A 19,395-nucleotide genomic window follows, 5' to 3' on the forward strand; every position below is an offset into this window, starting at 1 on the left:
CCATTTTTTATTATAAGATATCGCTTGTTTCTTTTTTAGTTCTTTGATTTTGCTTTGTTTTTTAGTCATCTTTTTTGAAAATAAAAGGAATTCTAAAGGCCTCAGCGATTGGGGTGGGAGACAGACGGATTCGGTGTCCGTAAATCAGCATTTTTTTTAAGAAGAGTGTCCGTTTTTTTGCCACTTTCAGCTTTTTACATATGAAACTGGCCGCTTTTTTTCTTTGTCCCGGAATATGCAAAGTGGTATGAATTAAAAACTTTGTTTCAATGCCAGATGATGCAGTATGGGATTTAATGGCCTGCAGGTCTGCGGATGGTTTCAGGGGAAGCAATCTTAGTCTGTAAAGCAGCTTTTCTAAAGTCGTCATTGCACCTAAAAAAATTACCGGAGGGGATTCTTTATGAAAAAAAGTATGCTGGTATGTTTTTTCACCATGTTGGCCATGGTTCTTTCTTCATCAGCATCTGCTGAAGGATTCAGCATCGGGCGTCTGATTGTTACGGAGGGCATTGAAGACAGGGAACCGGTGGGCAGAACCTCCTTGTTTCCTCCGGGTACATCCCGGGTTGTCTGCTTTCTTGAAGCAAGGGATATCCCCGAAGATACAAGGGCAACCGTTGTCTGGATTTATGGTGGCGTAGAAATTCATTCAGCAGAACTGCCCCTTTCGGCAGGCCCTCGCTGGCGGACCTGGGCAGAAAAAACGGTCCATGGTCTTCAGGGCTACTGGACTGTGGGCGTCCGTGATGAATCCGGAAATCTTGTCGGCGTGACCTCATTCATGATTGAATGATTTTAATAATATAATTGATGCCATTATTGTTTTTGGCAAACAGAATAAAATAGCCCATAGATTTTTTCCATGGTCCGGCTCTTTTACATTGGCATTAGCAATTTGAATAACGGCCTTTTCTATACTAATTTTAAAGCCTTAACATCTGTACCATCTGTTTTATTGGAAAGGGCCGGATATTCATGCTGAAAATGTCTTATCTGTTTGAAAAGGGGACGGGAACCCTGAATGAGGATGCCATTTTTTGCAATGGTTCATCCTTTGGTGTTTTTGACGGAGCCACCAGCCTGATGAAAACCAGCTGTGACAGGGGACTGACCGGTGGATTTCTTGCGGCCCATACGGCAAAGGATGTCTTTTCAAACAGCAGGGATTGTCTGGTCCGGCTTTCGGAACAGGCCAACAGGGCCATTTACAGAAAAATGCTGGAGCATGAGGTGGATACATCGGATAAATCCGCCCTCTGGAGTACGGCAGCGGCGGTGGTCAGGATGAAGAACGGAAAGCTCCACTGGGTTCAGATTGGTGACAGCCTGATTCTGCTCATCCACAAAGACGGCTCCTTCAGAATCCCCGTTACGGATTTTAACCATGATGCAGAAACCCTTGCCATGTGGAAAAAAATAGCGGATACAAGCCCTGCGCCCATCATGGATGCGCTGGGTCATCAGATCCGCAGGGTCCGCTGTCGGATGAATGTTTCCTATGGTGTCTTTAATGGTGAAAAAAACTATGCCTCCTTTCTCAGGTCCGGAGTGGAGGAGCTGAAGGATATCGCCCACGTGCTTTTATTCACCGACGGCCTTTTTATTCCTTCGGAAAATCCTTCTGAAAACCGCTTTGATATCATGGTCAGGCTTTATCAGGAGGGCGGACTGTCTGCCGTGAAAACATATGTGAGAACACTTGAAGAGAGTGACCCTGAGTGCAGGCGGTATCCCAGATTCAAAACCCATGATGACATTGCAGCCCTTGCCCTTGATATCCGGGATGGCGTACCTTGCAATCTCCCGTTTCTTTTCCACGATGCCCTTGAAAAAAATAGAGGCCAGATACTTGCAGCTTGTCATCCCTCTGAAAATTCCCATCGAAGAAAATACCCCGGAAAACATCATGCATGCGCTCCGGAAGCAACTGGCCCTGGACGATGTGCATATCCTTAGGGTTCTCAGCAGTGCTCTGGACATTTCGGATCCGGAACAGTTTTACTGCAAGATGATTTTTGCGGTTGCAGTCCCCGATAATTTCAGCAATCCCGAAAAACTTCCCTTTTATACAAAAAGCACCCCTCCCTTTAAAAAAAAGATTCAAAGCAGCCAGAATCCCCTTGTGGTGGGACTGGGTCCGGCCGGTATGTTTGCGGCACTGGAACTTCTGGACCATGGAATCAAGCCGGTCATTTTTGAGCGGGGGAAAAGCATAGAGGAGAGGTCTCTGGATGTCCGGCGCTTCATTGAAGAGCGCAGGCTGCATCCCGAATCCAATATTCAGTTCGGGGAGGGCGGGGCAGGATCCTATTCCGATGGCAAGCTTTTTTCCCGGCGTAACCGCAACACAGGCTATGTGAGCCGGGTGCTGGATACCTTTGTCCGCTTTGGTGCTCCCCCGGAAATTGCCTATATGGACAAACCCCACCTTGGAACCGATGTTCTTTGCCGGATTGTGGCCAATATCAGGGCATATATTTTGGAAATGGGCGGGGAAATCCATTTTTCCTCAAAAATGACGGATATCCTTCTTTCAGAAGACAAAATATCGGGTATCCGGATCAATGGGAAAAAGGAATATCACTCAGACACGCTCTTTCTTGCCATGGGCCACTCTTCACGGGATACCTTTGAGATGCTCCGGGAGAGGGGGGTTGCCATGGAACCCCGTTCCGTTACCGTGGGTCTGCGCATCGAGCACAGTGCAGAGACCATCAATCTCATGCGTTATGGGAAAAAGTATAAGGGGTATCCCGGTCTCGGGGCGGCCACCTATTCGATGAATTATACGGACCGGGCCAGCAAACGGGGAGTCTACACCTTCTGCATGTGCCCCGGTGGTGAGGTGGTGAATGCTTCTTCCGAAGAAGGAGGGCTTGTACTCAATGGCATGAGCTATGCCGCACGTTCATCCCCCTTTTCCAATGCCGCCCTTGTGGTCTCCTGCCATGTCAGTGATTATCCCGGAAAGGGGCCTCTGGCAGGGCTGGCTTTTCAAAGGGAGATAGAGGAGAAGGCTTTCCGGGCCGGGGGATCGGACTGGAAAGCGGCTGCCCAGAGTCTTAAAAATTTTTCAGAGAAAAAAACAGGGGACTTTCTACCTGAAAATTCATTTAAAATGGGCGTTCAGGCTGGGGACATGCATGATATTTTTCCCACCTTTATTCTTGATCAGCTCCATGCTGCCTTTGAAAAATGGAAAAAAGAGCAGCCCCTTTTTGTATCGGAAGGGGCCATACTGCTGGCTGCGGAAACACGGACATCCTCTCCCGTAAGAATCCTCCGCAAAGAAAATGTTGAGTCTGTCAATGTTCAGGGGCTTTTTCCCATCGGTGAGGGCTCCGGTCATACGGGCGGCATTACAAGTTCGGCTTCGGATGCCATATGTGCCGTGGAAGCGTATGCAGCAGATAAAGGGCGGCTTCCCCGGCGCGGATAAAGGCCGTTTCAAGGTCCCAGTCTTCGCTTTTTCTGGAGCCGACGGGGTTGCTGATACTCCGGATTTCAAAGATGGGAATGCCGAAAAGGGCTGCCGTGTGAAAGGCTGCGGCACCTTCCATGTTTTCCACAAGGCCGCCCGTTTCCCTGCCTATGGAAGCGGCGGTTTCTTTTGATGCCGTCACCGTACTGACGGTAATAAAGGGGCCATGGGGAAGCATGCGGCCTTCTTTTTTTGCAAAAAGGCTTAAGGCCCCATGGAGAAGTCCTGTATCCGCATCATAGTATCCGGGTATCCCGGGGCCGTTTTCCATAAGGGGAAAGGGCAGGGGAGAAGGGATGGCAGATTTTGACTCAAGGCCTGTGTGCAGATCCCTTTCGGAAGCTGCAAGGACAATATCTCCCATGGAAAGACCGCTTTCGGGGTACATGCCGCCGCAGCCTGCCTGAAGAATCCATTCCGGCTGCAAGGAGGGAAGAACTGCCCCAAGTTTTGCCGCCGTATTGAAAACACCCGGACCGGAGACAAGAATGTACACCCTTCTTTTTCCTGCGAATCCCAGAGTAAGGGGTATACCGGACAAAATAACATCTTTGGTCTGATCCAGTCCGGCCCGTACAGGGGCGGCTTCCCTGTCCACGGCTGTAAGTACAAGAAGGGATTTCAAGGTCTTTTATTTCCCATTCCCTTTTCAAGGATATCCATGAAACCGGGAATATGGTTTTCCATGGTTTTTTTATCGGAAAAACCCTCTCCGAGATAGGGCAGTACCGAGGCCAGCAGGAAGCGGTCCATCAGCGCTTCCAGAAGAAAGAGGGCTTCCTGCATGGGAAGATCCCTTCGGATTTCACCCCTGTCTGCGGCTTTTTCCAGAAGCTCTGCAAGGAAGTCTTTGCCTTCCTTCCGGATGCGGGTCAAAAGGAAATTTCTTAAGGGCATATCCGGTGTGCTGAGAAGATGGGTGTAGAGTCTGTAGATCAAAGGATGGGTCCGGGTAAAATCAAGGCCTGTGTGCAGAATCTGAGCAAGCCTTGTAAAAATATCCGTCCTGGCCGGATTGTCCCTCACCTTGCGGAGCTCATCCTTGACCTTTTCAAGGCTGTGGGCAAAAACCGCAGCAAAAAGACCTTCTTTATCTCCAAAATACTGAAAAACAGATCCCTTGGCGATTCCCGCTTTTTCCACCATGCGGTTGATGCTGGCCGCAGCATAGCCCTTTTCCGCAAACTCCATGAGGGCGGCCTGCATGATTCTCTCTTTTTTTTCTTCGGGAAGGCGCTCAAAGGTGGTGTTTGGTATCACATCAGGTCTTCCTTGTCCGTGAGTATGGCCATCATGGCATCCAGTGCCAGAAGATAGCCCCTGGCGCCCAGTCCGACAATCTGTCCTGTGGCAATATCAGAAAAATAGGAATGGCTGCGGAAAGCCTCCCTTTTGTGAATATTGGAAATATGTACCTCAATGAGGGGGGTATCATGCAGAAGCAGGGCATCCCGGATGGCAACACTGGTATGGGTGAAGGCCGCAGGATTGATAAGGATGCCATGGACCTGACCAAAGGCCTCCTGAAGGCAATCCACAAGGGCCCCCTCATGGTTGGACTGAAAGGTGGATAGCAGAAAGCCTGCACTGGATGCCCTTTCTTTCAGGGCTGCGTCAATGTCCTTCAGGCTCAGCTTCCCGTAAATCTGAGGCTCCCTTTTCCCCAGCATGTTGAGATTGGGGCCATGGAGTACAAGGATATGCTTTTGCATCACAGCCCCCTGTCCGGGTCCCGCCTGAGTATGTGGTGAAATTCTTCGATGGTTTTTTTGTAATCTTCGGTCTGAAAAATCGCTGAACCCGCCACCAGCACATCAGCCCCGGCCATGGAAACCTGCTTCAGGGTGTCAGGATTGATTCCCCCATCCACCTGAAGATGAACGGGCCGACCACTGCGGACAATGCGTTCACGGATACGGGCGATTTTATCAAGGCAGCGGGGGATGAATTTCTGTCCGCCGAATCCCGGATTTACGGTCATCACCAGAATAAAATCAATGTCATCCATGACATAATCCAGCATTTCCGGTGGGGTTCCGGGATTTAAGGCCACACCGGGTTTTGCTCCGAGACTGCGTATGAGCTGAATACTGCGGTGCAGATGGGGGCAGGTTTCCGCATGCACGGAAACAAGGTCTGCCCCTGCCTTTACAAAGGCGGGAATGATGGCATCGGGCTCAACAATCATGAGATGTACGTCCAGGGGAAGATTCGTACATTTTCTGGCAGCTTCCACAATAATGGGGCCATAGCTGATATTGGGCACAAAGCGGCCGTCCATGACGTCAATGTGAATCCAGTCTGCACCAGCGGATTCCACAGCACGGATTTCCTCACCCAGACGGGTAAAGTCTGCGGACAAAATGGATGGGGCGATGAGGTGTTTCATGGCAGGGTACTTTCATCTGGGTTTGGGGTTGCATGGTCAGAAAAAAGAAAGGGGATGGGCAGAAGCGGCATGCCATAGCGCCCCCCCTCGTAGAGGATATCCGCCCTGAACCGGAACGGGTCGAGGGTGGCTTCATATACGGGAAAGCCGTTTTCTTCGATGCGGACACGGGCTTCCGCAGTACCGGGTATGAGCAGGGTGACTTCGCTGTTGCCTTCAAAGACATCATCCACAAAATCAAAGGTCATTCCCCAGGCCGAAAGGCTGCCCCGGATATGGGAACGGATCAGGGTATGGGGAAGACGGTAGCGCACAAGGCGCATGCCGGAAACAATTCCCTGGGCTTCTCTGCCCTGTCCCTGTTTCCGGTTCATGAATACGTTGACGCCTTCATGGGCCCTGAGCAGGCTGCCGGGGGCAGGGTTTTGATCCATAACACGGTTAAAGGGCATATCCGGCAGGTGTACACTCTCGATTTTTTTTACATGGAGCTGACGTTTTTTCAGGATGTCCAGCATTTCGTCTGCATGCATACCGCCAAGATCCGGCATGCGTATGAAGACAGGACGTTTCCCGGCACTGACTAAAAGATGTACTGCTGTTCCTGATTTTGCAGGCAAACCTGCCTGCGGGTCCGATGCAATCACATGGCCTGCGGGAATGCTGCCGTGGTAAAGAAGGGAGAAATGTCCTGTAAGAAAATTTCTGTTTTCAAGCAAACGCAGGCTTTCTTCCCGCCGCAGTCCACGGGTATCGGGGATTTCAAATTTCTGCAGTCCCCTTGAAAGGAAAACCCGGACTTCCCGCCCGGCTTTTAAGGTATGGCCGGGAAGGGGCTCCTGACGGATCACATGGTTGTGGGCGATGGTGGATGAAAATTCAAAGCCCGCAACACGCAGTCCGAGACGGTCGGCTTCCATGCGCTCCAGCACATCCACAATGTCTTTTCCCATGAGATCCGGGACGATGATTTCCGGTGTTCTGTCGAAAAGAACAGCAAGGCTGATATAGGCCCCAAGAACCATGAGGCTGCAGAAAAATGCCAGCCCCAGTATGCCAGCAGCGATTTTTTTTATGCCTGATGCCTTTTTCATCATGGGTATCTTCAGGATGCGACGACCTTGCGTCGTCCGGTCTTGCGCAGGGCCGTGGCAAAAAATCCGTCCAGTTCAAAGGTTTCCTGCCATGGCATAAAATCATTATTTTCCGTCAACAGGGGCCTTGCCTGATCCGGGAACCGGGCACCGGGGGCTTCCCTGTGCATTTCCGGGTGATGGGCAAGAAAATGATCAATCACCTCAGTGGTTTCCTCGGGCTCTGTGGAGCATACGGCATAGACCATGAGTCCACCGGGTTTGAGCAGGGCCGCCATGGTTTCCAGAAGTTTTGACTGGCGAAGGGCAAAGTTTTTCAGGCCTTCTTCATCCCTGTTCCATTTGATGTCCGGATTTCTGCGGATCACACCCATGCCCGAGCAGGGCGCGTCCAGAAAAATCCGGTCAAAGCGTCCAAGGTTCATGGCTGCTTTGCTGTTGGTCAGATCCTGGGTCTGGGTCTTAACGATACTCACCCCTAAACGTTGCATTTCATGGCTCAGCCGCATGAGTTTGGAGCCGTTCAGATCCACGGCTGTGATTTCCCCCTTATTCTGCATGAGCAGGGCAAGGTGGCCGGTTTTTCCGCCATAACCGGCACAGGCATCCAGAATACGCTCCCCACTGCGGGGGGCCAGCATCAGACCCGCAAGCTGGGCCGAGGCATCCTGAATCTGAAAAAAACCCTCCCGGAACCCCGGAAGCCGGTCTATGGCACCTTCGGGATGGGAAAAATTCAGGGCATCATTGACCCAGATGTTGGGAGAAACTTCTCTTACCTTTTCATCCATAAGCCCCAGCAGTTTTTCCGTATCCGTCCGCATCCGGTTCACCCTCAGGGTGATGGAGGGAATCCGGTTCACGGACTGGGCCAGAAGCTCCGTCCGCTCTTCTCCGAAGCGGGCTGTCCACCTTTCAAGCATCCATTCAGGGATGGCATGCTTCCAGGCCATGCGCTGGATGAAGGGGGTTTCCGGATGAGGATCATAAACATTTTTCCATACTTTCTGAACATTGCGAAGAACACCGTTGACAAAACCCGGTGCCCCGCGGGTGGAGCTGATGAACTTGGTCAGTTCCACGGCCGTATGAATGGCAGCGGATTCAGGAACCCTGTCCAGATAAATCAGTTGAAAAATGGCAATGCGCAGAATATCCCGGATTCTGGGTTCAATTTTGTGAAGGGGTGTTCTGGAGCTTTCCGCAATGACCCGGTCCAGACGGCTGCGCCAGCGCAGTACCCCATAAACAATGGCATTCATCAAACGCCGGTCCTTGGGATCCATGGCATTGATGGTGTTCTGAAAATCTTCAATCACAAGGTCCAGCGGAAGTTTTTTGGCCTGGATTTTGATAAGAATCTGCAGGGCAGTTTTTCTGGCGTCGCTTTGCATTCGGTTCCTTGGTCTTTAAAAATATTTATGAAAAAAGCATACCCGCATTGAGGGGTTTTCCCCGTAAAAAATCTGCAATGCCCATGCGTTTTCCCGATGGCCCCTGAAGTTCGCTGATGACAACGGCATCCTTTGCGGCAGCAATGATCAGACTTCCGGGTGGAGACGGCAGGACCGTACCCGGCAAGGACTGATGTTCCATGGCAAGGGGCTGAACTTTAAAGATTTTATAGTCTGTCTCTCCAAGCCGGGTAAAGGCGCCGGGCCAGGGATTCATGCCGCGGACATGGGCGTCAATGGCAGGGGCTGGCAGGTCCCAGTTGATGCGGCCATGGGATTTTTTTAAGAGGGGAGCATATGTGGCTTCCCCGGCGTTCTGGGGCAGCGGCTGGATGCTTCCTTCAGCAAGCCCTTCGAGGGTTTCCAGAATAAGCTCTGCGCCAAGTATGGACAGTTTGTCATGGATGTCTGCGGATGTATCCTGCGGGCCAATGGGAAGGCTTCGCTGCAGCAGAATATCCCCTGTATCCATCCCCGCATCCATGCGCATGGTGGTAACACCTGTCCGGGATTCTCCTGAAGTAACAGCCCACTGGATGGGAGCTGCGCCTCTGTAACGGGGAAGGAGGGAGGCATGGATATTCACGGCGCCTAAGCGGGGAATCTCCAGAAGGCGTGCCGGAAGAATATGACCGTAAGCCACCACCACAAAAACATCGGGGCTGAGGGCCGACAGCTCATGGTAGATTTTTTCATCCTTCATGGAAGAGGGCTGAAATACAGGGATTCCAAGGGACAGAGCCGCTTCCTTGACAGGGGGGGGCTGAATTTTTTTTCCCCGTCCTTTGGGTTTATCGGGCTGGGTGTATGCGGCAAGGATACGGTGGCCTGCCCCTGCAAGGGCTTGCAGGGGGGGCAGGGCAAATTCCGGCGTTCCCATGAAAACAAGATTCAGCGGTATCATACGGCCTCTCTGCGGAGCTGTTTGTTTACACGTTTGACGTATAAGCTGCGCTTCAGGGAGCTGATGTGATCGATAAAAAGAATGCCCCTGAGATGATCCATTTCATGCTGCACAATCACGGCCTCAAAACCTTCAAGATCCATGACAAGGGGCTCCCCCCTTTCATCCATGGCCGATACTTTGATACGTGCATGGCGTTTTACGTTGGCCCTGAAATCGGGGACACTGAGGCATCCTTCGTCTTCGGACAGAAAAGAACCTTCCGATTCAAGGAGTTCCGGGTTGGCCAGTACCTTGAAATTCCGAACTTCCGGGTCCGGCTCCGCATCAAAGATCAAAAGAGAATAGTCTTCTCCAATCTGATTGGCGGCCAGTCCCACACCGGGGGCTTCGTACATGGTATCGGCCATGTCGCCTATGAGGCGCTGCAGTTCAGGGCCAAAGTCTTTTACTCTGGCGGGAATTTTTTTTAAAAAAGGATCCGGGTAAGTCAGAATGGAACGTATGGCCATGGTACACCTTTCTCAGGAAACAAAAAAGCTGCTGGGGCAGCCTTTAAAAAAGCCTTGGGGTTGTTGATAAAAAATCCAGGGGGTTCACACACCCCCTATGAAGCACCATGATTATAGTTCATGATCCGCAAATGGAAAGAAAAACCTGCATGAAAAAGAGTGCCGCTTCTGTTCCATAAAAACTCAGCCTCCAGATTCCAGAGATTCCCTGTCTGAGGCCCTTTTTCCCGAAGAAATCCTGAAGCCTGTCATGAAAGCCGAAGCCAGCCCCACAAAAATAACGGGAAACATCAGTACCGCATGGCTGAGCAGGGCGTAACCTGCGGCATCGGCACCCCGGATACCAAAAAAAGCAAGGCTGAATACAACACCAGCCTCCCAGATGCCCCAGAAACCCGGAACCGATGGAATGGCAATGAAAAAATTGACCAGAACCATGACCGCTGCAAGCTGAATGAGGTTTGCGGAAATTCCTTCACTGGCCTGGGAGAGAAACCAGAAAGGCAGCACCTGTATTCCCCATACACACAAGGAAAGAAAGACACAGACAAGAAGTTTTGGGGGACTTTTCAATCCGTCAAAGCCTGAAGCCACCTGATCCACCAGCTTTTCCAGTGCAGGAAGAAGACGGTCCGAAAGGTTTTTTCTGAAGCCCGACGGAAGCCCCGGAAAAGAAAGCACAAGCCCCCTCAGCAGCTTTTTCTCCTTTTCCCTCATCCATGGCACCTGAAGAAAAACAATTCCCCCTACAAGAGCAAGGCAGATCCATGCCATGTTTCTGGCAATCCGGGTGAGGGTTTCTCCGCTCAGCTCAAAACCACCGATGATCTGGGTTTCCGCTGCCCCCATATTGGTAAGGCCGAAGATAAAACTGAGAAAGGCCAGAAGAACCGTCAGATCCAGAACCCGTTCTGCCGCAATGGTGGAAAAGCTCGTGACAAAGGGGATTTTTTCCTTTCTGGCAAGCAGGGCCGGACGAACCAGTTCCCCGACACGGCCCGGAAGAATGCTGTTAAGCATAAAACCGATCATCATGGGATGAAAGGCCGAAAAAAAAGTCACCTTCCGGGTGCGGGACAGCAGGTGCTGCCAGCGCCATGCCCTGAGCACATAGCCCATGAGACAGAAAAAAATGGCTGGCAGGAGCCATATGTAGTCAAGGTTTTTAAAATAGGCGGCCAGCTCTGCCATGGGAACATTGCGGAAGGCCAGCCACAGGGCAGCAATGGATATGGGAAGGGCTATCAAGAGACCTATCCCTTTTGTTTTTTTCATGATCTATACCAGTTTTTTTTCATGAAAAATTTCTCTGGCCCTGATGATGTCTTTTTGAATCTGCTCAGAAAGGGCTTCGATACCGGAAAACTTTTTTTCTCCCCGAAGTCTTTCAACAAAGTTGATGCGGATCTGTTGTCCGTAAAGATTTTCAGAAAAATCCAGTATGTGAACTTCAACGGTGAAGATATTGTCATCAAAGGTGGGGCTGTAGCCGATATTGGCCACTCCGGTGTGCCTGCCACAGGGTGTTTCAACCGTAACGGCATACACGCCCGAAGCGGGACAGAGTTCATCCTGCAGCCGGATATTTGCCGTGGGAAATCCCAGCAGGCGTCCCCCACGCTGGCGTCCGGTCTCAACCTCTCCGCGAACCTGATAATACCTGCCCAGCATGGGAACGGCTGCTGTAACATCACCCTTTCCCACCACCTCACGGATTCTTGTGCTGCTGATGCGGTCTTCCATGTTGTCCGGGGTGATCCATCCGGGAACAATCACTTCAAATCCAAGTTCTTTTCCCATTTTTTCAAGGAGATGGATATTGCCTTCACGGTTGCGGCCAAAGGCATAGTCCGGACCGATGACAATGGCCTTCATGCCAATGGTTTTTATAAGGAAATCCCTTATAAAGTTTTCTGCGGGAATGCTGGCAAATTCCCTGTCAAAGGGAAGAACCATCAGAATATCCAGAAGACCAGAGGCGGTAAAGAGTTCGATTTTCTGTTCCCTCAGGGTAATGAGGGGAGGGCGGCGTTCCGGCCTGACAACTACGAGGGGATGGGGATCAAAGGTAATGGCAACGGCTGTTCCCTGAAGGGAATCTGCCCTGTCACGGACCTGCCTGAAAAGGGCAACATGCCCTTTGTGAACGCCATCAAAGTTTCCGATGGTTACCACAGCATCCTTAAAAGGATGGGAAATTTCTGAAATATGCTCAATGAGTTGCATGGTACCCTGACTTCCTGTTCTGAAAGGATTCATCGGCAGTCCACAGCTTTTTATGGCTTTGGTGCTGCCCTTGAAATTTTTTCTTCTTGACACCACAAGCTGCGGGCTATATAAAACTTCGCGTTGCTGAGGTCAATAGACTTTATTTTTATATAAAAGTCTTTGAAATTTTAGTGAAATGCCGAAGTGGTGGAATTGGTAGACACGCTAGGTTCAGGGTCTAGTGGACGTATGTCCATGGGAGTTCGAGTCTCCCCTTCGGTACCATAAGAAAAACATTGACAGTCTCTTCACTAAAAGATATTTGGTCAGCGCATACACAGTGTTCTTTTTGTGCCGAAGTGGTGGAATTGGTAGACACGCTAGGTTCAGGGTCTAGTGGACTTAAGTCCGTGGGAGTTCGAGTCTCCCCTTCGGTACCATCCGTTTGAGTCGGTTTTTAATTCATTCGGATTTTTAAAACTGGAATTGATTTTAGTTGATTCAGGTCAGGTGTTTACACCGGTTGTCATTTTTTTGATGATGAAAGCTTGGGTTATTCAAAAATCAGCCGGTTTTTTTTATGAAATAAATTTGGAACGAACGGTACGAGCCTGAAGCTTAAGGCTTACGTGCGGCCCAGGAAGTTGATATGAAGGCAAAAACATCTTCTTTATCCATGAACCATACCTATCACTATCCATGGACTCCCCATTACGCCCTTCCATCCAACAGCACACACCTCACCCTCATCATTCCAAGAAATACCGCTAAATCCCTTACGGGCATCCGGGAACACAATTCAAGACACAACCGTTGGGATACTCCGAATTTTCCCCTTCCATATTTCTGCTGGTAACCAGTATTTCTCACTCTGTCATGCCCTGAAAATAAACGTTTTGGCATCATCGGCAAATTCGGCTTTATTTGGTCTTCTGTTCTGGTTGTGTCCCGTGCTTCAATCGGTGTTTGGAGGATTGTTCATGCGTTTATCGTTTTGCAATAGTTTTTCTTCTATGGAGGGTACCCATCGTCCAGTAGACCCGAACGTAAAACATGCGTAAAAGCGTCTGCATCTGTCAAATTGCGTGTCCACAGAATAATCCCCTCCACAGTGTCTGTTCCCGAACCGCAGGCACAATGACTACAAGAGCCTTTGGTGTGGGTAGGGTGCAAGTTGCTTGAGGCAGGAAACCGCTTGATTTTCGGTCAGCCCCGCTCAAAATTTGCTTTCCAGGAAGACGCGCGGCTGGTTATCGGCGAACCCCACATGTCGGGGCGGATTGCCTTATAAGGGCGGTGAGGCCTTTGAGTAAAAAGAGCTGGTCTTTTGCTTATTGCTACACATGGTTACGCAGGGCGAGCTCTGCGGGATGAGGGTTGAGATAGCTCTGCCGGGCCAGATATGCCACATCATATTTACGGACATGGTGGCTGAACAGGGTGATGGGCACAACCAGGGGGAGCTGACCATCGTGATAGCGGGTGATGATGTCAAGGAGTTCATGGCGTTCCGCATCCGGAAGCAGGCGTTTGAAGTATCCCAGCATGTGCTGTAGCACATTGGTGTTTTTTTTTCGGGTACTTTTCCGCGACAAAGCTGTCAGCAGAAGTTTTTCATATTCCCGGAAGAGGCTTTCCCTTTCCAGTTCCTTTCCCTTTGCCACCAGCTTTCCCATTTCCCTGTAATGCTCCGGGCTGTGGCCGAGAATCAGCAGTTTGTTATCCGTATGAAAGGCCACCAGATCACCCTGCTTCATGTTCTGCCTTGCCCTGCGCCATCGGGTCAGGGCAAAAATTCGTATGATGAAGTTTTCACGAAGCACAGGGTCATGCAGTCTGCCATCCTCTTCCACAGGAATCAGGGGGAATCGTTGCATGAAAGCCTTTGCAAAAATTCCCACCCCGTTTTTTGTGGCTGCATTGCCTGTCTCACTGTAAACCTTGACCCTCTCCATGCCGGAACTTGGGGATTTTGACTTAAAAATAAAACCACAGAGATCTTTTTCTTCCAGCCTGTCCAGACGTCCGGCGGCCCATTCCTGCATCTTCTGCGTATGGTCTTCTCCGCTTTTACGGGTGATGAGACGGGGATTTTCCGGGTTTCCCACAAGGCGCAGGGATTCCCTTGGGATGGGCATACCGCACTCCACCTCAGGGCAGACAGGCACATATTCCACATACTGGCCCAGGGTATGGATGAGGTAGGGATCTCTCTGGTGTCCACCGTCATACCGGACATTGTTTCCCAGAAGACAGGAGCTGATACCAAGGGTGATGGTCTGGGGCATGGTGTACTCCTTTATAAAATTTAAGGTAATTATTCAGCACAGTTTTCCAAGTACCATAGTTGCAAGACAGATGCACAGGCCCCAGGCTATTTGCCTGTGACGCAATCCGGCACTCAAGCTGAAAAGCTCAAGCCCTTTACGGGAGCAAAAATGCCTATGGGTCTTGAGTGCCGGATTCGGGAGCTTCTTGCCCTGTGCGGAAGCGGCAAAAACTCGCCGCCACAGGCAGGATAAGCTTTTTGATTACCATGGCAGGCTTAAGAACGCTGCCTTTGTGGCGGCTCAGACAGTTTGCCGCTTTTATAGCACTCCGGCACTCAAGCTTGCAAAAGCCCTTTGTTTTCATCGCAGGCTCTGGGTTTATGGCTTGAGTGCAGGACAAAGCTCTAATCCGAAACGATTGCAATGTCACTTGCAAATAGCCACGGAGCCTTGCAACAGTACGATGCTGCTGTAATTACAGCATTGTCAGTTTAAAATAAACTGTGCTGAATAATTACAATTTAAGATGATATCAAAAGTCAAAGGATGTTTTGGGTCCATACAGCAGAAATTCTTCTGCCTGCCTGCAATAGTCTCTTTTTGCTTCCAGCCAGTTATTCCGGAGTTCTGCAACACTTTCACCGGCGCTGATGGCTTCCCTCAGCCGTTTGCTTCCCAGTATCATATCCATGGGGAGCATCTCGTTTTCGTATTCATAGGGGGGATTTTTAAAGGAGAAATTATTTGGGTGCCTTTCCATGACGGCCTTCAGAAGACAGAGGCTCTGATAGCAGGAGTTGTGTTTTTCGGGTGAGGTTACATGGATCTGGAATCCTCTGCAGGCCTGTCCCGCCTGCTTGCCCGATGTGGGTTCAAAAATGACGGGCCTCAGAACACTGCCCCCAAGGGCATCTTCGGGGATTTTTCTGATAATGGCATCCGTATCCAGCCAGGGCGCACCGAAAAATTCAAAGGGCTTTGTTGTGCCGCGGCCTTCGGAGAGATTGCTTCCTTCCCAGAGAACCTGTCCGGGGTATACCAGAGCCGTTTCCGGTGTGGGCATATTGGGTGAGGGCAGTACCCAGGGGAGGCCGGTGTCTTTGAAAAACATCTCACGCTGCCATCCGGTCATGGGAACCACGGCCAGACTGGCAGCGATGTCAAACCTTTTATTGATCATCAGGGCATACTCACCGATGGTCAGTCCGTGGCGCATGGGAATGGGATAAAGGCCTACAAAGGAGGCATATTCCGGCTCGAGGACATTGCCTTCCACCTTCATGCCGGATACGGGGTTGGGCCGGTCCAGTACCAGTATGGAAACATCCGCATCCCGTGCGGCTTCCATGCACAGGGCCAGGGTGTGTATGAAAGTGTATACCCTTGTGCCCACATCCTGAATATCCACAAGCAGGATATCGATGTGGGCCAGCATTTCCTTTGTGGGGATGCGGGTTTCCCCGTAAAGGCTGAAAACAGGTATGCCCAGCACCCTGTCATGGCTGTGATCCGACTCAATCATGTTGTCCTGTTTTTCCGCAAAAAAACCATGCTGCGGAGAAAAAAGGGCAGAGAGCTGGCCGGGAAAACGCCGGTGGATCAGATCCTTTGCATGGGTAAAATCCGGACCGATGGAAGCGGGGTTGGCCAGAAGCCCCAGTTTCTTGTTTTTAAGAAAAGCAGGGGGATTTTTCAGAAGATTTTCAAGTCCTGTCTGTGTCATGGTTTCTCCGAAAATACAGGTGGGCTGGATTATGCCTTTGCCTTGGACTTTGATTGTGCTACAAATCAGAATAAGTTGCAAACAAGGCCTTCTTTGGCAAGATATTTCCTCCCATAAGACACTGTTCAGGTGCCCCCCATGAATCCTTGTATCTTTTTTGTAGATGATGAACCCCGCATTCTTCAGAGTCTCCGCCGCCTTTTTCGAAATGAGGTCTATGAGATTCATACCTTTGAAAATCCTCTGGAAGCCCTTGATGCCATCATGGATGCCCGGCCATGGGTTGTGGTTTCGGACCAGCGCATGCCCCGGATGACGGGCCTTGAGCTGTTGGGAAAGGTAAGGGATCTGGCCCCTGAGACCGTTCGTATCATGTTGACCGCCTATGCCGATGTGGATGTGGCAGTGGGCGGGCTTGATTCATGGACCGTGAATGTTTTTTTGAAAAAACCATGGGATGATGCGGAACTGCTCATGGAAATACGCAATGCCATTAAATACCACCGGCATCTTGTGGGCGGTGGCCCGGAACCCGGACAGGGTATGTGAGGAGGCCTGTGGAAGTGTCCGAAACCTGTGTGCTGGATGGTCCTTTAACCATCTATGAGGTGGCAGAACTGAAAAAGCGCATGCTGGAGATGCTGGAAAAGGCTTCCCCTCCTGTGCTGGACTGCAGTGCTGCCACCCGCTGTGATACGGCTTTTCTTCAGCTTCTTTTCTCTTTTTACCGGACCTGTGGGGAAAGGGGGATTGCTTTATATCTGGTTCCCGGAACACCGGTTCTGGATGCGGCATCCCGCATTGGTATGGATCTTTCCCCCATGATCCGGCGCTGACGGGAATATTGTATGGAAAAAAGGGTGCTTGTGGTGGATGATGCCCCCAGCATACGCATGCTGGTGCGTTTTTCCCTGACAAAGGCCGGATATCTTGTGGAAGAAGCCTGTGATGGCAGAGAAGCCTTGATCCGGCTGGAAGAGCCGCCCTTTCCGGATCTGGTGGTAACGGATCTGCATATGCCGGTGATGAACGGGCTGGAGTTCATTGAGCGGGTACGTTCCCATGGGACCCTTCGCTTTATACCTGTTATTATATTCACCAGTCCTCAGGAGCCGGAAAAAAGGAAGGAGGCCCGCCGTGCAGGAGCCTCTGCATGGATAGAAAAACCCTTCAGGCCGGAGGCTCTTCAAAGGATGATCCGCCGCTTTATCGGTGTTCCGGGAGTCTGATATGATGGATGTGGATGCAGACCTTAGAAAGGAACTGGATGCGGTTTTCCGCAGTGAGGCTGCCGATCTCTTTATGCAGATAGAGTCGGCTGTGCTGGATCTGGAATCCGGCACAGGGGGGGGCGATGCCGTACACCGCCTCTTTCGTGCCGTACATACCCTGAAGGGCTCCGGTGCCATGTTTGGTCTTATCCCCCTTGCGGAGCTGGCCCATGAGCTGGAAAACCTTATAGAAAGGGTCCGGGAGCTGGAAATCCAGCCGGATCGCAGGCTGATTTCTCTGGTTTTAAGGGTGACGGACCGTTTGCGGGTCCTTGCCGAATCCCAAGGGGAAGATGAAGGGGATGATGCCCCCCTGCTGAAGGATATGGCCGGGGCCCTTGCGGATCTGGAAAAAGGTGCAGATGCTTCCGGTCTTCGTAAGGTTTCTGTTTTTTTCAGGCCTTTTACGGATATATTCAAGTCGGGCATGGATCCTGCCATGGTGCTGGAAGAGCTGCGGGAGCTGGGGAGGCTTGAGGTCAGATTCAAAGGGGAAGATGTGCCGGATCTGGCATCCCTGAACCCTGAACAATGCAGCCTTGCCTTTGATATGGTGCTGGAAACGGATGCTAAGGATGAAGACATAGAAGAAGTGTTTCTTTTTGTATCCGAAGACAGCGATGTCCGCATCAGGCCTTTTGGGAGTGAGGATTCTGAAAGCACCACCAGGGAAGATGCCTTAACTGAAAGGGTAATACCGCAAACAATAAAAGGGCATGGAGATTCTTCAGGTGAGGATTTTTCAGACGGGGACTCTTCAGAAAGGGTCATGGTTCAGAAGGAGCTTTCTGATGAGAAGAAAGATAGCCCATCGCCGCCTGCAGCCAATGGGATGGTATCTTCCGGGAAATCCGCAGACCATCCCCATCCGGACAGTGAGGATATCCGCATTGCAGCACCGAGACTGGATACCCTGATGAATCTTGTGGGCGAGCTGGTCATGCAGCAGGCCCGCCTGAAAGAACTGGGAAGAACCCTGAAGATTCCGGAACTGGAGGAATCCCTGGAAGGGCTGGATCTCATCGCCCTGAACCTGAAGGACTGTGTGCTGAATCTCAGAATGACCCCCATTGCCGCCACCTTCAACCGCTTCCGGAGGCTGGTCCGGGATCTTTGTCAGGAACTTGGCAAGGAAGTAAACTTTGAGGTGACAGGCGGTGAGACGGAGCTGGATAAGGCGCTGATTGACGGACTGGGAGAGCCCCTTGTGCATCTGGTGCGCAATGCACTGGATCATGGGATTGAGCTGCCCGAAGAGCGCTTGGAAAAAGGAAAGCCTGCAACGGGCACCCTGCGCCTTGCTGCCGCTGCCGCAGAAGGCCGGGTGGAGATCTGTGTTTTTGACGATGGCCGGGGAATTGACCGGGATGCGGTGCTGGAAAAGGCCAGAAAAAGAAAGCTTGTGCGGGAAGGGGAGCTGCTTTCGCCTTCTGAAATAGATGCCCTTGTTTTTCATCCGGGACTTTCCACCTCCACTGCCGTAGGCAAGGTATCGGGCCGTGGTGTGGGCATGGATGTGGTCCGGCGGCAGATTGAGTCCATTTCAGGGCGTATTGCCATAGAAAGTCAGGCGCAGAAAGGGACAAAAATAGTACTCTCACTGCCCCTGACCCTTGCCATTGTGGAATGTCTCATGGTTCGTGTGGGGGAAGGGCTTTTTGCCCTGCCCATTACACAGGTGGAAACCTGTATGGATTTTATGGGGTCTTATCCTGTAAAAGAAGGGGATCAACGCTGGATTTATCTCCGTAACCGGCCCGTATCCTATGTGTTTCTCAGGGATTTTTTTAGAATCAGATCCCGTCAGCTTCAGGATGCCCATGTGGTGGTGGTTCGGTCGGAGTCGGGTTTTTTCGGGCTTGTGGTGGATGCCCTTGCGGGTACGCAGCAGGTGGTGATTAAATCCATGGGAGACTGGTATGACAGGCAGGACGGCATTGCCGGTGCCACTGTGATGGGAGATGGTGACATTGCATTTGTTCTGGATGTGCAGGGGCTCTGGCGGAGGGCCTGTGCAGAGGCATCCGGGAAAAATACGGCGAAAACAGGTGAGGCATCCCTGAAACAGGCTGAGGGGAAAGGATAG

20 protein-coding genes and 2 tRNA genes are annotated in these 19,395 nt (G+C 51.1%); 10 read left to right on the forward strand and 12 right to left on the reverse strand.

The features are described from left to right. The first annotated feature begins 403 nt into the window (after positions 1–403). The 3 genes from LZ24_RS09825 (at position 404) to LZ24_RS09835 (ending at position 3,442) form a co-directional block, all read left to right on the forward strand. The gene (locus tag LZ24_RS09825; RefSeq protein WP_144685011.1) at positions 404–796 is read left to right on the forward strand and encodes a DUF2914 domain-containing protein; all 393 of its coding nucleotides are present in this window, start codon (positions 404–406) and stop codon (positions 794–796) included. Positions 797–978: 182 nt separating this feature from the next. Continuing rightward, positions 979–1,959 carry a protein phosphatase 2C domain-containing protein gene (locus LZ24_RS09830; RefSeq protein WP_222427601.1) on the forward strand — a complete coding sequence of 327 codons (981 nt, stop codon included), beginning with the start codon at positions 979–981 and terminating at the stop codon, positions 1,957–1,959. After that, on the forward strand, positions 1,910–3,442 hold the full coding sequence (locus LZ24_RS09835) for an NAD(P)/FAD-dependent oxidoreductase (protein WP_246118573.1): 1,533 nt from the start codon (positions 1,910–1,912) through the stop codon (positions 3,440–3,442). The genes LZ24_RS09830 and LZ24_RS09835 overlap by 50 nt, the downstream gene beginning before the upstream one ends. Here the strand turns inward: LZ24_RS09835 and mqnB are convergent. The 10 genes from mqnB to LZ24_RS09885 form a co-directional block, all read right to left on the reverse strand. Next, positions 3,363–4,109, reverse strand: a complete 747-nt coding sequence (gene mqnB, locus LZ24_RS09840; protein ID WP_144685015.1) for a futalosine hydrolase — start codon at positions 4,107–4,109, stop codon at positions 3,363–3,365. The genes LZ24_RS09835 and mqnB overlap by 80 nt on opposite strands. Then, entirely contained in the window at positions 4,106–4,744 is a 639-nt protein-coding gene (locus LZ24_RS09845) for a TetR/AcrR family transcriptional regulator (protein ID WP_144685017.1), read from the reverse strand. Before LZ24_RS09845 ends, mqnB begins: the two co-directional genes overlap by 4 nt. Then, positions 4,741–5,196 (reverse strand): type II 3-dehydroquinate dehydratase, encoded by a 456-nt coding sequence (gene aroQ, locus LZ24_RS09850; protein WP_144685019.1) that lies wholly within the window; start codon positions 5,194–5,196, stop codon positions 4,741–4,743. Before aroQ ends, LZ24_RS09845 begins: the two co-directional genes overlap by 4 nt. Beyond that, on the reverse strand, positions 5,196–5,873 hold the full coding sequence (rpe, locus tag LZ24_RS09855) for a ribulose-phosphate 3-epimerase (RefSeq protein WP_144685022.1): 678 nt from the start codon (positions 5,871–5,873) through the stop codon (positions 5,196–5,198). The genes aroQ and rpe overlap by 1 nt, the downstream gene beginning before the upstream one ends. Further along, positions 5,870–6,970 carry a PASTA domain-containing protein gene (locus LZ24_RS09860; protein ID WP_144685024.1) on the reverse strand — a complete coding sequence of 367 codons (1,101 nt, stop codon included), beginning with the start codon at positions 6,968–6,970 and terminating at the stop codon, positions 5,870–5,872. The genes rpe and LZ24_RS09860 overlap by 4 nt, the downstream gene beginning before the upstream one ends. An 8-nt stretch (positions 6,971–6,978) precedes the next feature. Next, the gene (gene rsmB / locus LZ24_RS09865; RefSeq protein ID WP_144685026.1) at positions 6,979–8,361 is read right to left on the reverse strand and encodes a 16S rRNA (cytosine(967)-C(5))-methyltransferase RsmB; all 1,383 of its coding nucleotides are present in this window, start codon (positions 8,359–8,361) and stop codon (positions 6,979–6,981) included. 25 nt (positions 8,362–8,386) lie between these two features. Next, complete coding sequence (gene fmt, locus LZ24_RS09870) at positions 8,387–9,325, reverse strand: methionyl-tRNA formyltransferase (protein ID WP_186443052.1); 939 nt, start codon at positions 9,323–9,325, stop codon at positions 8,387–8,389. Beyond that, a complete protein-coding gene (def, locus tag LZ24_RS09875) occupies positions 9,322–9,837 on the reverse strand; it encodes a peptide deformylase (RefSeq protein WP_144685028.1) in 516 nt (171 codons plus the stop codon). The genes fmt and def overlap by 4 nt, the downstream gene beginning before the upstream one ends. A gap of 183 nt (positions 9,838–10,020) precedes the next feature. After that, on the reverse strand, positions 10,021–11,112 hold the full coding sequence (locus LZ24_RS09880) for a lysylphosphatidylglycerol synthase transmembrane domain-containing protein (protein ID WP_144685030.1): 1,092 nt from the start codon (positions 11,110–11,112) through the stop codon (positions 10,021–10,023). Positions 11,113–11,115: 3 nt separating this feature from the next. Further along, complete coding sequence (locus tag LZ24_RS09885) at positions 11,116–12,063, reverse strand: bifunctional riboflavin kinase/FAD synthetase (protein ID WP_144685032.1); 948 nt, start codon at positions 12,061–12,063, stop codon at positions 11,116–11,118. A 180-nt stretch (positions 12,064–12,243) separates the two neighbouring features. Between LZ24_RS09885 and LZ24_RS09890 the strand changes: the two genes are divergently transcribed. From LZ24_RS09890 to LZ24_RS09900, 3 genes are all read left to right on the forward strand, one after another. Further along, positions 12,244–12,330 (forward strand) — tRNA-Leu (locus LZ24_RS09890). Positions 12,331–12,398: 68 nt separating this feature from the next. Beyond that, positions 12,399–12,485: transfer RNA gene (locus LZ24_RS09895), tRNA-Leu, on the forward strand. Positions 12,486–12,694: 209 nt separating this feature from the next. Next, a complete protein-coding gene (locus LZ24_RS09900) occupies positions 12,695–12,901 on the forward strand; it encodes a hypothetical protein (protein ID WP_144685033.1) in 207 nt (68 codons plus the stop codon). A gap of 481 nt (positions 12,902–13,382) precedes the next feature. Here the strand turns inward: LZ24_RS09900 and LZ24_RS09905 are convergent, their stop codons facing one another. Together LZ24_RS09905 and LZ24_RS09910 are read right to left on the reverse strand one after the other, a co-directional pair. After that, positions 13,383–14,333, reverse strand: a complete 951-nt coding sequence (locus tag LZ24_RS09905; protein ID WP_144685035.1) for a YbgA family protein — start codon at positions 14,331–14,333, stop codon at positions 13,383–13,385. A 514-nt stretch (positions 14,334–14,847) separates the two neighbouring features. Next, on the reverse strand, positions 14,848–16,038 hold the full coding sequence (locus LZ24_RS09910; protein ID WP_144685037.1) for an exo-beta-N-acetylmuramidase NamZ family protein: 1,191 nt from the start codon (positions 16,036–16,038) through the stop codon (positions 14,848–14,850). 138 nt (positions 16,039–16,176) lie between these two features. On the opposite strand from LZ24_RS09910, the gene LZ24_RS09915 reads away from it, so the two are divergent. Genes LZ24_RS09915 through LZ24_RS09930 form a run of 4 tightly spaced genes read left to right on the forward strand, consistent with a single transcriptional unit; the run spans position 16,177 to position 19,395 of the window. Further along, positions 16,177–16,587 carry a response regulator gene (locus tag LZ24_RS09915; RefSeq protein ID WP_144685039.1) on the forward strand — a complete coding sequence of 137 codons (411 nt, stop codon included), beginning with the start codon at positions 16,177–16,179 and terminating at the stop codon, positions 16,585–16,587. Between the two features lie 8 nt (positions 16,588–16,595). Further along, positions 16,596–16,874 carry an STAS domain-containing protein gene (locus LZ24_RS09920; protein WP_186443053.1) on the forward strand — a complete coding sequence of 93 codons (279 nt, stop codon included), beginning with the start codon at positions 16,596–16,598 and terminating at the stop codon, positions 16,872–16,874. A gap of 12 nt (positions 16,875–16,886) precedes the next feature. Further along, complete coding sequence (locus tag LZ24_RS09925; RefSeq protein ID WP_144685043.1) at positions 16,887–17,267, forward strand: response regulator; 381 nt, start codon at positions 16,887–16,889, stop codon at positions 17,265–17,267. Position 17,268: 1 nt separating this feature from the next. Continuing rightward, positions 17,269–19,395 (forward strand): chemotaxis protein CheA, encoded by a 2,127-nt coding sequence (locus LZ24_RS09930; RefSeq protein ID WP_144685045.1) that lies wholly within the window; start codon positions 17,269–17,271, stop codon positions 19,393–19,395.

The sequence above is a fragment of the Desulfobotulus alkaliphilus genome (genome assembly GCF_007830435.1).
Taxonomy (GTDB): domain Bacteria; phylum Desulfobacterota; class Desulfobacteria; order Desulfobacterales; family ASO4-4; genus Desulfobotulus; species Desulfobotulus alkaliphilus.

What these genes read in the sequence shown, in the direction of transcription:
- LZ24_RS09830 (WP_222427601.1), top strand. Translation starts at nt 979, where the DNA reads ATGCTGAAAATGTCTTATCTGTTTGAAAAGGGGACGGGAACCCTGAAT.
- aroQ (WP_144685019.1), bottom strand. Translation starts at nt 5,196, where the DNA reads ATGCAAAAGCATATCCTTGTACTCCATGGCCCCAATCTCAACATGCTG.
- LZ24_RS09925 (WP_144685043.1), top strand. Translation starts at nt 16,887, where the DNA reads ATGGAAAAAAGGGTGCTTGTGGTGGATGATGCCCCCAGCATACGCATG.
- rsmB (WP_144685026.1), bottom strand. Translation starts at nt 8,361, where the DNA reads ATGCAAAGCGACGCCAGAAAAACTGCCCTGCAGATTCTTATCAAAATC.
- LZ24_RS09910 (WP_144685037.1), bottom strand. Translation starts at nt 16,038, where the DNA reads ATGACACAGACAGGACTTGAAAATCTTCTGAAAAATCCCCCTGCTTTT.
- rpe (WP_144685022.1), bottom strand. Translation starts at nt 5,873, where the DNA reads ATGAAACACCTCATCGCCCCATCCATTTTGTCCGCAGACTTTACCCGT.
- LZ24_RS09905 (WP_144685035.1), bottom strand. Translation starts at nt 14,333, where the DNA reads ATGCCCCAGACCATCACCCTTGGTATCAGCTCCTGTCTTCTGGGAAAC.
- fmt (WP_186443052.1), bottom strand. Translation starts at nt 9,325, where the DNA reads ATGATACCGCTGAATCTTGTTTTCATGGGAACGCCGGAATTTGCCCTG.
- LZ24_RS09885 (WP_144685032.1), bottom strand. Translation starts at nt 12,063, where the DNA reads ATGCAACTCATTGAGCATATTTCAGAAATTTCCCATCCTTTTAAGGAT.
- LZ24_RS09825 (WP_144685011.1), top strand. Translation starts at nt 404, where the DNA reads ATGAAAAAAAGTATGCTGGTATGTTTTTTCACCATGTTGGCCATGGTT.
- LZ24_RS09835 (WP_246118573.1), top strand. Translation starts at nt 1,910, where the DNA reads ATGCATGCGCTCCGGAAGCAACTGGCCCTGGACGATGTGCATATCCTT.
- LZ24_RS09880 (WP_144685030.1), bottom strand. Translation starts at nt 11,112, where the DNA reads ATGAAAAAAACAAAAGGGATAGGTCTCTTGATAGCCCTTCCCATATCC.
- LZ24_RS09860 (WP_144685024.1), bottom strand. Translation starts at nt 6,970, where the DNA reads ATGATGAAAAAGGCATCAGGCATAAAAAAAATCGCTGCTGGCATACTG.
- LZ24_RS09900 (WP_144685033.1), top strand. Translation starts at nt 12,695, where the DNA reads ATGAAGGCAAAAACATCTTCTTTATCCATGAACCATACCTATCACTAT.
- LZ24_RS09915 (WP_144685039.1), top strand. Translation starts at nt 16,177, where the DNA reads ATGAATCCTTGTATCTTTTTTGTAGATGATGAACCCCGCATTCTTCAG.
- LZ24_RS09930 (WP_144685045.1), top strand. Translation starts at nt 17,269, where the DNA reads ATGATGGATGTGGATGCAGACCTTAGAAAGGAACTGGATGCGGTTTTC.
- def (WP_144685028.1), bottom strand. Translation starts at nt 9,837, where the DNA reads ATGGCCATACGTTCCATTCTGACTTACCCGGATCCTTTTTTAAAAAAA.